The organism is Pseudomonas sp. MF6755 (genome assembly GCF_016405635.1).
GTDB lineage: Bacteria > Pseudomonadota > Gammaproteobacteria > Pseudomonadales > Pseudomonadaceae > Aquipseudomonas > Aquipseudomonas haemolytica.
In genome coordinates, this window is record NZ_JAEKDA010000013.1 from 112,543 (window position 1) to 124,678 (window position 12,136).

General features: G+C 61.5%; 11 protein-coding genes. 7 read left to right on the forward strand and 4 right to left on the reverse strand.

What is annotated here, in order from left to right:
• The first annotated feature begins 84 nt into the window (after window positions 1–84).
• Together JFT66_RS18490 and JFT66_RS18495 are read left to right on the forward strand one after the other, a co-directional pair.
• Window positions 85–1,029, forward strand: a complete 945-nt coding sequence (locus JFT66_RS18490; protein WP_198859825.1) for a LysR family transcriptional regulator — start codon at window positions 85–87, stop codon at window positions 1,027–1,029.
• Between the two features lie 191 nt (window positions 1,030–1,220).
• Window positions 1,221–2,828 (forward strand): alkaline phosphatase family protein, encoded by a 1,608-nt coding sequence (locus tag JFT66_RS18495; protein WP_198859826.1) that lies wholly within the window; start codon window positions 1,221–1,223, stop codon window positions 2,826–2,828.
• Between the two features lie 121 nt (window positions 2,829–2,949).
• On the opposite strand, the gene JFT66_RS18500 is transcribed toward JFT66_RS18495, so the two are convergent.
• On the reverse strand, window positions 2,950–3,855 hold the full coding sequence (locus JFT66_RS18500; protein ID WP_153838586.1) for a TauD/TfdA dioxygenase family protein: 906 nt from the start codon (window positions 3,853–3,855) through the stop codon (window positions 2,950–2,952).
• Window positions 3,856–4,037: 182 nt separating this feature from the next.
• Here JFT66_RS18500 and JFT66_RS18505 point away from each other — a divergent pair, with 182 nt between their 5' ends.
• Window positions 4,038–4,958, forward strand: coding sequence for a LysR family transcriptional regulator (locus JFT66_RS18505; RefSeq protein WP_153838585.1), 921 nt, complete (start codon window positions 4,038–4,040; stop codon window positions 4,956–4,958).
• 53 nt (window positions 4,959–5,011) lie between these two features.
• Here JFT66_RS18505 and JFT66_RS18510 read toward each other — a convergent pair whose 3' ends face one another.
• Window positions 5,012–6,013, reverse strand: a complete 1,002-nt coding sequence (locus tag JFT66_RS18510; protein ID WP_198859827.1) for an ABC transporter substrate-binding protein — start codon at window positions 6,011–6,013, stop codon at window positions 5,012–5,014.
• Between the two features lie 288 nt (window positions 6,014–6,301).
• Here JFT66_RS18510 and JFT66_RS18515 point away from each other — a divergent pair, with 288 nt between their 5' ends.
• Window positions 6,302–7,900: an ABC transporter permease gene (locus JFT66_RS18515; RefSeq protein WP_198859828.1), complete on the forward strand. Its 1,599-nt coding sequence runs from the start codon at window positions 6,302–6,304 to the stop codon at window positions 7,898–7,900.
• Window positions 7,897–8,712, forward strand: a complete 816-nt coding sequence (locus JFT66_RS18520; protein ID WP_198859829.1) for an ABC transporter ATP-binding protein — start codon at window positions 7,897–7,899, stop codon at window positions 8,710–8,712. The genes JFT66_RS18515 and JFT66_RS18520 overlap by 4 nt, the downstream gene beginning before the upstream one ends.
• On the opposite strand, the gene JFT66_RS18525 is transcribed toward JFT66_RS18520, so the two are convergent.
• A complete protein-coding gene (locus JFT66_RS18525) occupies window positions 8,699–9,769 on the reverse strand; it encodes a fatty acid desaturase (protein ID WP_198859866.1) in 1,071 nt (356 codons plus the stop codon). The two genes, JFT66_RS18520 and JFT66_RS18525, sit on opposite strands and share 14 nt — an antisense overlap.
• 101 nt (window positions 9,770–9,870) lie before the next feature.
• Between JFT66_RS18525 and JFT66_RS18530 the strand changes: the two genes are divergently transcribed.
• A complete protein-coding gene (locus tag JFT66_RS18530) occupies window positions 9,871–10,875 on the forward strand; it encodes an AraC family transcriptional regulator (RefSeq protein WP_034117182.1) in 1,005 nt (334 codons plus the stop codon).
• 134 nt (window positions 10,876–11,009) lie between these two features.
• Here the strand turns inward: JFT66_RS18530 and JFT66_RS18535 are convergent, their stop codons facing one another.
• Complete coding sequence (locus JFT66_RS18535; RefSeq protein WP_198859830.1) at window positions 11,010–11,375, reverse strand: response regulator; 366 nt, start codon at window positions 11,373–11,375, stop codon at window positions 11,010–11,012.
• Window positions 11,376–11,522: 147 nt separating this feature from the next.
• Here JFT66_RS18535 and JFT66_RS18540 point away from each other — a divergent pair, with 147 nt between their 5' ends.
• Window positions 11,523–12,050, forward strand: coding sequence for an Mpo1 family 2-hydroxy fatty acid dioxygenase (locus JFT66_RS18540; RefSeq protein WP_153838580.1), 528 nt, complete (start codon window positions 11,523–11,525; stop codon window positions 12,048–12,050).
• The last annotated feature ends 86 nt before the right edge of the window (window positions 12,051–12,136 follow it).

The following is a 12,136-nucleotide window of genomic DNA, read 5'->3' on the forward strand; positions in this document are numbered from 1 at the left end:
CATTTACTGCATAAGAGATAGCCTTTATAAGGAGTCGACCTAATGCATAGCCAATGCATTTCCCGGATATTTCTGATGTGAAAAATGCATATCGACCTGCGCCAGCTTCGCCACTTCATCGCCCTCGCCGAACAACGCAGTTTTGTCGCGGCGGCCGTGGCCGTGAACCTGTCGCAGTCGGCGTTCAGTCGCAGCATCCAGGCCCTGGAACACAGTGCCGGCTGCCAACTGGTGGACCGTGGCCGCAAGGACTTGTCGCCCACCAAGCAGGGCCAGGTATTGCTCGAACATGCGCGGCGGCTGGTGAGCGGGGCCCAACAATTGGCCAACGAAATCAGCCAGTTCAACGGCCTGGAAGCCGGTGAACTGCGCTTCGGTTGCGGCCCGGCGCCGGCAGGTGGATTGATCCCCCGCGCCATCGGCAGTTTTATCGGGCGCTACCCCAAGGCCCGTGTGCAGTTTCAGGTGGATGACTGGCAAAGCCTGGGCAAACGCCTGCTCAGCGAAGAGTTCGAATTCTTCGTCGCCGACACCCGCCACTTCGAAGCCAACCCCGACTACCACACCCACCGCCTGCGCCCGCGCCGCTGGCATTTCTGCTGCCGCGCCGGCCATCCCTTGGCCGGGCGCGACAGTGTCAGCGCTGCCGAGCTGATGAGTTACCCGCTGGCGGTGACTATCCGCCCGCCGAACCTGCGCAAAGTCATCGTCGACCTCAGCGGCCGGCCCGATTACCAACCCAATGTGGAGTGTGAAAACGGCTATAGCCTGATGGGCGTGGTGTTGCGTTCAGACGCCATCGGCATCGTCAGCGCCAACAGCGATGTGCTGCACATGGCTCGGGGTGAACTCGTGTGCCTGAAGATTGAGGGCCTGGATGAAAACCTGGAGGAGCGTTATACCCGCTACGGGATTGTCAGCCGTGCGGGGTACCGGTTGTCGCCGTTGGCGCAGGCGATGATTGAGCAGATCAAGCAGATTGATGAGGTGGATGAAGACGTTTGCACGCTGGAGAATATCGCCGTCTGAACCGGCGCTTTCGCGAGCAAGCCCGCTCCCACATTTGGAACGCATTTCAAGTGTGGGAGCGGGCTTGCTCGCGAAAGCGCCGGTAGCAACACCCATGCACTCACTGCATAGAACCCAGTCCCCAAATGCACTTGCCAGCGCACCCCTCGAACGGCGAAAAAACCCACCTGTCCTCCGTTCGGTGAAGCCTCATGTCCAACCTCCAACCCGTGCGCAACGTGCTCTACATCATGTGCGACCAACTGCGCCGCGATTACCTGTCTTGCTACGGCCATGCCCATTTGCACACGCCGAATATCGACCGCCTGGCCGCCGCCGGTGTGCGTTTCAGCCGCGCTTATACCCAGGGCACCATCTGCGGCCCGTCGCGGATGTCGGCGTATACCGGGCGCTATGTCAGCAGCCACCAGGTAGCGTGGAACGCGGTACCGCTGCCGCTGGAAGAGCTGACGATCGGCGACTACCTGCGCCCCCACGGCATCCGCACCGCACTGGTGGGCAAGACCCACGCCACGCCCAATCTGGACGCCTTGCAGCGCCTGCATATCGACCCTGACGGCGCCCAGGCCGAGCCGTTGAACGAAGTCGGTTTCGATGCCTTTTTCCGTCACGACGGCATCTACCCCGACAGCCCTTTGTTTGACGATAAACGCGAGTCCGCGCCCTACACCCATTACCTGCGCGAGCAGGGCTACAGCGGCCATAACCCGTGGCATGAATGGGCCAACGCCGCCCAAGGCGAAGACGGTGAAGTGCTCAGCGGCTGGCACATGCGCAACGCCGGCAAGCCTGCACGCGTGGCCGAAGAGCATTCGGAAACCGTCTACACCACCGACCGCGCCATCGACTTTATTCGCGAGCAAGCAGAGCAACCGTGGTGCCTGCACCTGTCGTACATCAAGCCGCACTGGCCCTACATCGCACCGGCGCCGTATCACGCGCTATACGGCGCCGAGCATATCCAGGCGCCCATTCAGCCTGGGCAAACCAGCGATCACCCGGTGTACCAGGCGTTCCGCCAACACCAGGAGAGCCTGAGTTTTTCCCGTGATGAAGTGCGCCTCACGGTGATCCCCACCTACATGGGCCTGATCAAACAGATCGACGATCAACTCGGGCGACTGTTTGACGTCCTGCAAAGCACTGGTCGCTGGGACGACACGCTGATCGTGTTTACCAGCGACCATGGCGACTTCCTCGGCGATCATTACCTCGGTGAAAAAGAATTTTTGCTGGAGCCTGCGGTGGGTGTGCCGTTGATCGTGCGCGACCCGCGCGCCAGTGCCGATGTCAGCCGTGGCACAGTGGATGAACGCCTGGTGGAAACCATCGATGCCCTGCCAACATTCCTCGACGCACTGGGCCTGCCCGCAGCCGACCATCGCCTCGAAGGCCGCTCGCTGATCCCGCTGTTGCAGGGCAACCCCACCACCTGGCGCCACTACGCCATTGCCGAATACGACTACGCGTTCCAGGCCCCGGCGCGAGAACGGCTGGAGCAGCCCATCGACCGTTGCCGCATGACCATGGTGCGCAGTGAGCGTTGGAAGTACCTGGCCTATGACGGCTTTCGCCCGCAACTGTTCGACCTGGAACACGACCCCCAGGAAATCCACGACCTGGGCAGCGACCCCGCCTATGCGCAGGTGCGCGAGACGCACTTGGGTTATCTGTTCGAATGGCTGCGTGGGTTGAAGCGGCGGACCACCATCAGCAATGCAGAAGTCGATCTGCGTGGTCAAAGGTTTCGTTATGGTGAACCGGAGGCAGAGAAAGTGGTGCAGATCGGGGTCTGGTAAACACCATAAATCCAATGTGGGAGGGGGCTTGCTCCCGATGGCAGTGGGTCAGTCAAAGATGCTGTGACTGACACTCCGCTATCGGGAGCAAGCCCCCTCCCACATTTGAATCTGTGTCAGCTTAGAGACCTTTGGTAGTTTTGCTTGATTGCCCTTGCACACCCACCGGCACATCGCCCTTGAGCGTGACCCGGCGCACGATGCGCTCCTGGGTGCCGTAGTCGTCTACCGCGTAATGCTGGGTGGCGCGGTTGTCCCAGATCGCCACGTCACCGGTATTCCAGCGCCAGCGCACGGTGTTTTCCAGGCGCGTGACGTGGCCTTGCAACAGGTTGAAGAGCTGCGCCGACTCCGTCTGGGAGTAGCCTTTCAGGCGCTTGACGAAGTGCCCCAGCAGCAAGGTTTTCTCACCGCTGACCGGGTGCACACGCACCACCGGGTGCTCGGTTTCATACACCGTAGAAGTGAAGACCTTGCGGTATTCCTCCAGCTTCTCCACCGATACATCCGGCTTGCGCCCGGCGTAGTCGTACTCGTTGCTGTGCACGGCCCACAGCTGGTCGGCCAGTGCGCGCAGTTCGACGCTGAGGTCGTTGTAAGCAGCGGCGGTGTTGGCCCAGACGGTGTCGCCGCCAGACGTGGGCGCCAGTACCGAACGCAGGATCGAAGCTTTCGGGTAGGCATCGACGAAGGTCACATCGGTGTGCCAGGAGTTGGCGCGCTGGCCACGGGCGCCGTCCAGTTCCAACAGGAACCGCGTGCCGTCACGCACCGGCACCGTCGGGTGGGCAATCGGCTCCCCGAGCAGGTGAGCGAAGGCTTCCTGGCTCTGGTCATCTAGGTGGGTTTGCTCGCGGAAGAAGATCACCTTGTACTGCACCAGCGCCTGCTGGATGGCCTCGACGGTGGCGGCATCCAGGTCACCGGAGAGTTTGATGCCACGGATCTCGGCGCCGATACGGCCGGCCACCGGGTGGATCTCGAGTGCGTGGGCGATGGGTTGAACGGCTAATGCGGCATTGCTCATTGTGATGACCCTCATGTGCCTGCTGATGGTGGGGACGCTTTCCTGCAACGCTCTATTCATATGCTTTTTAGGTCTAGCAAATGAACAAATGCTTCGTTGACGGAATAAGAGCTTGCATTTAAAACCTCAGCTTGCTCGGTCGCAAATGCCTTCGACCTATTTTTAGAATGCCGGGAAAGCATATGGATCTTCGCCAACTGCGCTACTTCATCGCCCTCAACGAACACCGCAGTTTCGTGCGTGCAGCGGACGCCATGGGCATCACCCAACCGGCGTTCAGCCGCAGCATCCAGGGGCTCGAACAGGAGTTCGGTTGCGTACTGGTGGACCGTGGCCACAAGGATTTACGCCCCACGCCGGAAGGCCAGGTGGTGCTGCAACACGCCTTGAGCCTGGTGCATGGCGCGGCGCTGCTGAGCAGTGAGGTGACGCGCATGACCAAGCTCGACGCCGGCGACCTGCGCTTCGGCTGCGGTCCCGCGCCGGCAGCGAAACTGGTGCCGGATGCGGTGGCGCGGTTTATCAACGCCCACCCGAAAATCCGCACGAGTTTCCAGGTGGATAACTGGGAAACCCTCAGCCGCAGCCTGAGCCGTGAAGAGATTGAATTCTTCATCGCCGACATCCGTCAGTTCGAGGCCGACCCGAACTTCCAGACCCGCGCACTGACGCCCAAGCGCGGCGTATTTTTCTGCCGCCCCGGGCACCCGTTGCTGGCCAAGGACAGCCTGTCGACCAACGACATGTTCGACTACCCGCTGGCCTCGCCCTTGATCTCCCAGGGCATTCGCAAGTTGCTGGCGAACCTGAGTGGGCGCATGGACTTTTCACCGAGTATCCAGACCGAGCACTTTCCTGCATTGGTGAAGATCGTGCTGCAATCCAATGCCATCGGCGTCGGCACCGAGGAAGCCTTTGCCGAGGACGTCGCCAACGGTTCACTGGTGCTGCTGCACTGGCGCAACCTACCGCAGAACCTGGAGACCATGAGTGCGCGGTGCGGGATTGTCAGCCGCACCGGGTCGCGGTTATCGCCGGCGGCGAAGGCGATGATTGAGACCTTGGTGGAGGTGGATAGGCAGGAGGTGAGTGTGGCGGTTTGACGGGCCTCATCGGGGGCAAGCCCCCGATTACGATCGCCCAGGCACCGCCAAACTCAGAGCCCCGCCGCCGCCAGATTCGGCGCCACCCAGTCACTCACCTGAAACGACTTGCGAATCAACTTCTCCTTCGACGCCAAATCCACTGCATCCTGCAATTTGCCCAGGAACACCGGGTCCAGGGTCGAGGGGAAAACTTCGCTGAGTTTCTGGTCCTTCAGGTCATTGGTCAGGATCACCGGTGGATAACTGGCCAAACCCGACACCAGCGCGATATAGGCCTGCTTGTTGTTGTCATCGGTCAACCACTGCACCGCTTGCTGCTGGGCCTTGAGCAACTTGGCCACGGCGTCGGGGTGTTCGTCGACAAATTTGGCGCTGCCCACCAGCACGGACTGGATGCTGCCGGCGCCGCCAAGGTCCTTGGTATTCAGCGGTATTTCTGCCAGACCTTTGGCTTGCAGCGCCGTCAGGGTCGAACTACCCCAGGTGGCATCAATCTGCTTGGCAGCCAGGGCGGCACCGGCGGCATTGAAGTCCAGGTTGATGACCTTCAGGTCCTTTTCACTCAAGCCCTGGCTGGCCAATGCGCTGTCGAACGACAACTGGCTGGCCGTGCCACGGAACACCGCGACGCGCTTGCCCTTGAGGTCTTGCAGGGTCTTGATGCCTGAGCCCGGCACGACGCCGAGGTAGTGCTTCACCCCACGCGCGGAGGCGCTGAGCAACCGAGTATCCAGGCCATTGGATCGGCCGATGATCGCCGCCAGATCGCCCAGGTAGGCGAGGTCCACCTGGCCGTTGGCGAAGGCCTCATTGATCACCGGGCCGGCGCCCTTGAAGTAATTCCACTGGATCTTGATGCCCTGGTCGGCAAAGGCTTTTTCAAAGATCTGCTGTTCACGCAACACGTCGGTGATACCTCCGCCGCTGTGCTGGCTGCCGGCACTCAGGTCGGGCACGGCGATGCGGATTTCCTTGAGGTCGGCGGCCTGCACCAGCCCGGCCAGGGCAGTGCCGGCCAACAGGCTGATGAGGTGTTTGAAGGGCAGTTTCATAAGCACAGCTCCTGGTGGGCGACGGTCGCCTGGGGAGCAGAAAGTAGGCACAGGCCGTACAAAACTTTAAATACTATAAATTCACAATTTAATAGCTTTTAGGTCTATGCAGGCTAACACGCAGGCTCCAGAGGGTTATGCATAAACAGCATCGAAAATATTCTTCGAATGCATTGGATGCGTGGAGGGCTGAGGCTTTAAATGATTTTTCTTATCTCGCAATCATCTTGATTACGTTTTTATAAGATCGAAATCACATAACGCATTCGGCGACAACGGAGGTCTTTCATGGCCCGGATTTCACTTTTGAGCCTACCTCTGGCGGCCCCCTCCAAAGGCGCCGCGCCACGCTGGCCGCAACTGAGCGAGCGCTTGTCGCCTTGGCTGCTACCGCTCGGTCTGTTCCTGCTGTGGTGGCTGGCCAGCCGCAATCACTGGATGAGCGAGCAGATCCTGCCGCCGCCTTCGCTGGTATGGAGCAGCGCGGTGGAATTGGCCGGCGGCGAGTTGTGGAGCCACCTGGCGATCAGCTTGCAACGCTTGTTCTGGGGCCTGCTGGCCGGTATCGGCGCTGGCGCGATACTGGGCGCCATCCTGGGGTTCAGCGCCCGCGCCGAGCGCTTGGTATTCCCGACGTTCAGTGCATTGTCGCAAGTGCCGACCCTGGCCTGGATCCCGCTGTTCATGGTGTTTTTCGGCATTGGCGAAACCCTCAAGCTGGTGGTGCTGGTCAAGGCCATCGTGGTGCCCGTGACCCTGCATACCCTGGTGGGCGTGCGCGATGCCCAGCCCAACCTGCGAGAAGCCGCCCGCGTGCTGCGCCTGCCCACTCACTTGCTGATCCGCCGCCTGATACTGCCCGCCGCATTGCCGGCGTTCATGGCCGGGGTACGCCTGGCCCTGGCGGCGGGCTGGACGTCGCTGCTGGCCGTGGAGTTGCTGGCCTCCAGCGAAGGCATCGGCTACCTGATGGTATGGGCGCGCCAGTTGTTCATGCTCGATATCGTCTTCGTGTGCATCGTGGTCATCGGCGTACTGGGCGTGGTGATGGATCGCGGCATCGGCTGGCTGGATCGCAAGTGGGTGCACTGGCCCCACCCGGCCACCGCACAGATTCGACGCGGGCCGCGCTATGAAGGCTGGCAACGCCTGCAACCCTGGCTGTTGCCGCTGTTGCTGCTGGCGCTGTGGCAAGTGGCGACGCAACAGGGCTGGGTAGACCCGAACATTCTGGTCAGCCCCTGGGCGGTGCTGCAAACCACCGTCGCGGGCGTGCTAGATGGCAGCCTGACCACGGCCCTGGGCAAAAGCCTCGGCCGGGCCGTGGGTGGCTTGCTGCTCGGCGGTAGCCTCGGCTTTGCCTTGGGCCTGTGGTTAGGTTTGTCGCGACGCAGTGAACGGCTACTCGGCCCGACGTTGGCCGCGCTACGCCAGATCGCGATTTTCGCCTGGGTGCCGCTGCTCACCGCCTGGTTTGGCCTGGGCGAATTGGCCAAGTGGGTATTCATCGCCCTCGCTGCTTTCTTCCCGTTATTTATCGCCACCCAGCGCAGCGTGCTCAACCTGTCGCCGCAGCTGCGCGAAGCCGCGCAAGTGCTGCGCCTGAGCCTGTGGCAACGCCTGCGTCGCCTAGTGCTGCCGGGCGCGGCGGCGGGGATTTTCGCCGGCCTGCGCCTGAGCCTGATCTACGCCTGGATGGGCACCATCGGCGCCGAATACTTCATGCCGTCCAATGGCGGCATCGGCAGCCTGATGATCGGCGCCCAACAGTTGCTGCGAATGGATCTGATCATGGGCGGCATGCTCCTGGTCGGCTTCACCGGCGCCGCTCTCAACCTGATCGGCCAACGCATCGAAACCCGCGCCACCCGCTGGAGACACGCATGAACGCACCTATTGTCAGCTTCAACCATGTGGGCAAGAGCTTCGACGTCGATGGCTTCGAACTGGAAGCCATCCGCGAATTCAACCTGGAGGTGGCCGAAGGGGAGTTCGTCGCGATTGTCGGCGCCAGTGGCTGCGGCAAGTCCACCCTGCTGCGCTTGCTGGTAGGGCTCGATACCCAGTTTCGCGGCGAGATCCAAGTCGATGGCCGCGCCGTCAGCGGTATCGGCAGCGAACGCGGCATCGTATTCCAGGAACATCGCCTGTTTCCCTGGCTGACCGTGGCGCAAAACATCGGCCTGGGCCTGGTCAACGAGCCGCTTACTGAGGCCGAGCGCAACCGGCGCATCAGCGATTTTATCGAGCTGGTGGGGCTGACCGACTTCACCCGCGCCTACCCCCACCAACTCTCTGGCGGCATGGCGCAACGGGTGGCGATTGCCCGCGGCCTGGTGGCCAGCCCGCGTATCCTGTTGCTGGACGAACCCTTCGGCGCCCTCGACGCGCTGACTCGCCAGCAGATGCAGGACGAACTCCTGGCGATTCGCGCCCGCGCCAGGATCACCACGGTGCTGGTCACCCATGATGTGGAAGAGGCGATTTTCCTCGCCGACCGCGTGGTGGTAATGGAGCCCCGGCCCGGGCGCATCAAGCAAGTGGTGGACATCGCCCTGCCTCATCCGCGTCAGCGCAGCAGCTTCGAGTTCCATCAACTGCGCGAGGAATTGCTGCATGAACTGATCAGCGATGACCACTACCAGCCGCCCGTGCGCGAACAGATTCGCGACCTGCCCCTGGCGTTTATTGCTTGCTGAAAGCGAGCTTGGCGTCGGGCTGCTCCTCGCGCTCAAACCGATTGGCCCGTGCGAAGGTGCCGAAATCATTGAAGCGCACGCCCATCTCGGCCATGACCTTATGCGCCACCTTGGCGGTCATCTGGCGGATGTAGAACGGCTCCTTCACCACAAAATGATGTATGCCATGGGTGCTGCCGAAATTGAAGCAGAACGCCTGTAACGGCCACAGCCACCAGGGGTTCAACACTTGGGTTTGCTGGATCACGTTGCCCAGCTCCACATCGCCGTAATAGTGCATGTTGGAGCTGACAAAGTGCAGGCAAAAGGTGCGCAGCACGTTAGGGCCGATGATCACCACCGCGGCGATGTCGATCACCTGCATCATCTGCAAGGTGCCGGCTGACCATTCAATCGGTGCCCCCATCAGGCTAGCGATGCCATTGGCGGCATGAAAGCCCAGGAACACATACCACGCGCCCCAGTGCAGCAGCGCCAACGGTGCATACACCAGCAGGGAGCGCTTGAGGATGCTGAATTTGTGCTTCCAGGTCTTGGCCCGCAGCAGGCGGATGAACGCCGACATGATGTTGTCCCCCACCATCAGCAACCGCGCAAACCCCCAGGGTTCGCCATTGGTGATGGCGCGCTCTTCCATATCGGCCTCGGTACCGGAGACCTTGTGGTGGTTGAGGTGCAAATGCCGGCGTATCCACGGGTTGATCGTACTTGGCCGCGCCAGCCATACCAGGCCCATCATCAGGTTGTGGGGCAGGCGCTGCTTGCGAAAGTACATGCTGTGGATCAGGTCGTGTTCCAGCTCATGGGTCAGCGAGGCGAAGAACGCATTGAGCAACAGGCACGCCCACCAGGCCAGGTGACCGCTGATATAGAGCGCCGCCGAGCCGAGCATGCCGAGCAAGGCAAAGGCCAGGATCCCCGCGCCCAGCGCGTCCTGATGCAGCAGCCAGGGGTGGCGTTGGCGCAATCGCACGCCTTCGGCCAGCACCACCTCACGGATATGCGCTGAACGCTGCTGTGCGTTCATCTGCTGGGGGCTTGCACAAGTACCGTCCATGCTTCCATTCTCTTGTTGAGTGATGCGTACATCCTGCACCAGGCTGTGGCGCAGCACGCTAGCCCCGGACGCCAACCTGTTGACCACAAGCGCCAATCGCCATGACCGAACCCACTTCCCTCGCCAGTTGGACCCGCGCCCTGCGCAAGCAACTCGACGCCCTGGGCCTCGACAGCGCCGCGCTGTGCGCCGAGGCGGGGCTCGAGCCGCAGCAGATGGACGACCCAAACGCGCGCTATCCGTTGTCGGCCACCACGCGTTTATGGGAACTGGCGGTGCAGGCCAGCGGCGATCCGGCGATTGGCTTGCGGGTGTCGCGGTTCGTCAGCCCTACCACCTTTCATGCACTCGGTTATGCCCTGGTGGCCAGCGGCAGCTTGCGCGAGGTGTTCGAGCGCATCGTGCGCTATCACCAGGTGGTCAGTGATGCCCTGAACCTGGAGCTGAGCTGTCATGGCGACGTCTACCACTTTCGCCTGCTCCAACCCCAAGACAGCCCCCCACCGGCGCTGGAAGCCATCGATGCCTTCGCGGCGATCTATGTGCGCACCTGCCGCAACCGCTTAGGGCGGGACTATGCGCCGTTGGCCGTTTACCTACGGCGCCCGGAACCCGCCGACCCCAAGCCGTGGCATACGGTATTTCGCGCGCCGGTATTTTTTGCCGCCGAGGAAGATCGCCTGGAATTTGCCGCCCGCGACTTCGACAGTCATCTGGACGATGCTAACCCGGAGTTGGCCGAACACAACGAAACCGTGCTCAAGCGTACCCTCGCCCAACTGCAACCACTGACCTGGGAACGCAAGGTACGCGCGGCCATAGAGGCGCAATTGCCAGACGGCGAGCCGAGCGCCGAACGTATCGCCCACACCTTGCACCTGAGTTTGCGCAGCTTGCAGCGACACCTGGCGGATGAGGGCTGTCGGTTCGATGCGTTGCTCAACGAGTGCCGGGAGAATCTGGCATTGCTGCACTTGCGAGACCCGCAAAGCTCATTGGCCGAGATCAGCCATTTGCTGGGGTTTGCCGATACCAGCAGTTTCAACCGGGCGTTCAAGCGCTGGACGGGGATGACGCCGGGGCAGTTTCGGGATGGGTTGCGGTAGGTAGATGTGGGGTGAGTTTGAGGGCCTCTTCGGGAGCAAGCCCCCTCCCACATTTGACGGTGTTCACACATCAGAATGTGGGAGCGGGCTTGCTCGCGAAAGCGGTGGTTCAGCCCATGCACATCCTGGATCAGTCAGCGGCCACGGTCCCGGCGCAATAACTTCCTTGACCGCGCCACCAAACCCTTGGCATCAAACGGCTTGAGCAAATAATCATCCTCATGCAACTCCAACCCGCGCAACCGATCTTCAATCCCGCCCGGCGTGGTCAAGAACAACACCGGCGTCTCACCCTTCAGCCGAATCGCCTGCTGCAACTTCCAGGCGTTCAACCCGGGCAGCATCACATCCAGAATCACCAGCTCGTATTCAGTGCTTTCAACCAAGCGCAACGCCGCCATGCCATTGGCCGCGACTTCGACGGTGTAACCGGCCTCGTTCAAGCCCTTGGCCATCCGCTGTGCCTCTACGGCTTCATGTTCCACTAACAACACGCGCATAACACACCTCGATTATTGATCGGTACAGGCTAAGCGCGTTGGCGCCGCTTGCCCACAAATAACCGGCATTTGGCATAAACGGCGCTCGGTCGTGTCGCCTGGTGCGAGCTATTCTGAAACTTCGTCCAGCCTACAGGAGGAATAACAATGAAAAGCCTCGTCGATCACCTCAGCCAATACGCGGCCTACCACCGCGACCCGCGCAATATCATCAGCCACTTCATTGGTATCCCGCTAATCGTCGTCGCCGTCGCGGTGCTGCTGTCCCGCCCCGAATGGACGGTGGGCGGGTTCTGGCTGTCACCGGCAGTGTTTGTCGCGCTATTTTCCGCATGGTTTTACCTGCGCCTGGAATTGGCCCTGGGCGTGCTTATGACAGTGCTGATGGGCTTATCCGTGTGGGCCGGGCATGTGTTGGCGGGGCAGAGCACGATGGTGTGGCTGAGCAGCGGTATCGGCATGTTTGTGGTGGGTTGGGTGATCCAGTTTGTCGGGCATTACTACGAAGGCAGGAAGCCGGCGTTTGTGGATGATGTGTCTGGGTTGATCGTGGGGCCGTTGTTTGTGGTGGCGGAGCTGGCGTTCTTGCTGGGGTTTCGGCAGGGGCTCAAGCGGCAGATCGAGGAACGGTCGGGGCCGGTAGCACGCCGCGATCTCAAGCCAAGTAATGTCTAAATGTGGGAGGGGGCTTGCTCCCGATAGCGGTGGTTCAGTATCTGATGTATTCACTGACACACTGCAATCGGGAGCAAGCCCCCTCC

What these genes read in the sequence shown, in the direction of transcription:
- JFT66_RS18540 (WP_153838580.1), top strand. Translation starts at nt 11,523, where the DNA reads ATGAAAAGCCTCGTCGATCACCTCAGCCAATACGCGGCCTACCACCGC.
- JFT66_RS18515 (WP_198859828.1), top strand. Translation starts at nt 6,302, where the DNA reads ATGGCCCGGATTTCACTTTTGAGCCTACCTCTGGCGGCCCCCTCCAAA.
- JFT66_RS18490 (WP_198859825.1), top strand. Translation starts at nt 85, where the DNA reads ATGCATATCGACCTGCGCCAGCTTCGCCACTTCATCGCCCTCGCCGAA.
- JFT66_RS18525 (WP_198859866.1), bottom strand. Translation starts at nt 9,769, where the DNA reads ATGGACGGTACTTGTGCAAGCCCCCAGCAGATGAACGCACAGCAGCGT.
- JFT66_RS18495 (WP_198859826.1), top strand. Translation starts at nt 1,221, where the DNA reads ATGTCCAACCTCCAACCCGTGCGCAACGTGCTCTACATCATGTGCGAC.
- JFT66_RS18520 (WP_198859829.1), top strand. Translation starts at nt 7,897, where the DNA reads ATGAACGCACCTATTGTCAGCTTCAACCATGTGGGCAAGAGCTTCGAC.
- JFT66_RS18500 (WP_153838586.1), bottom strand. Translation starts at nt 3,855, where the DNA reads ATGAGCAATGCCGCATTAGCCGTTCAACCCATCGCCCACGCACTCGAG.
- JFT66_RS18535 (WP_198859830.1), bottom strand. Translation starts at nt 11,375, where the DNA reads ATGCGCGTGTTGTTAGTGGAACATGAAGCCGTAGAGGCACAGCGGATG.
- JFT66_RS18530 (WP_034117182.1), top strand. Translation starts at nt 9,871, where the DNA reads ATGACCGAACCCACTTCCCTCGCCAGTTGGACCCGCGCCCTGCGCAAG.
- JFT66_RS18510 (WP_198859827.1), bottom strand. Translation starts at nt 6,013, where the DNA reads ATGAAACTGCCCTTCAAACACCTCATCAGCCTGTTGGCCGGCACTGCC.
- JFT66_RS18505 (WP_153838585.1), top strand. Translation starts at nt 4,038, where the DNA reads ATGGATCTTCGCCAACTGCGCTACTTCATCGCCCTCAACGAACACCGC.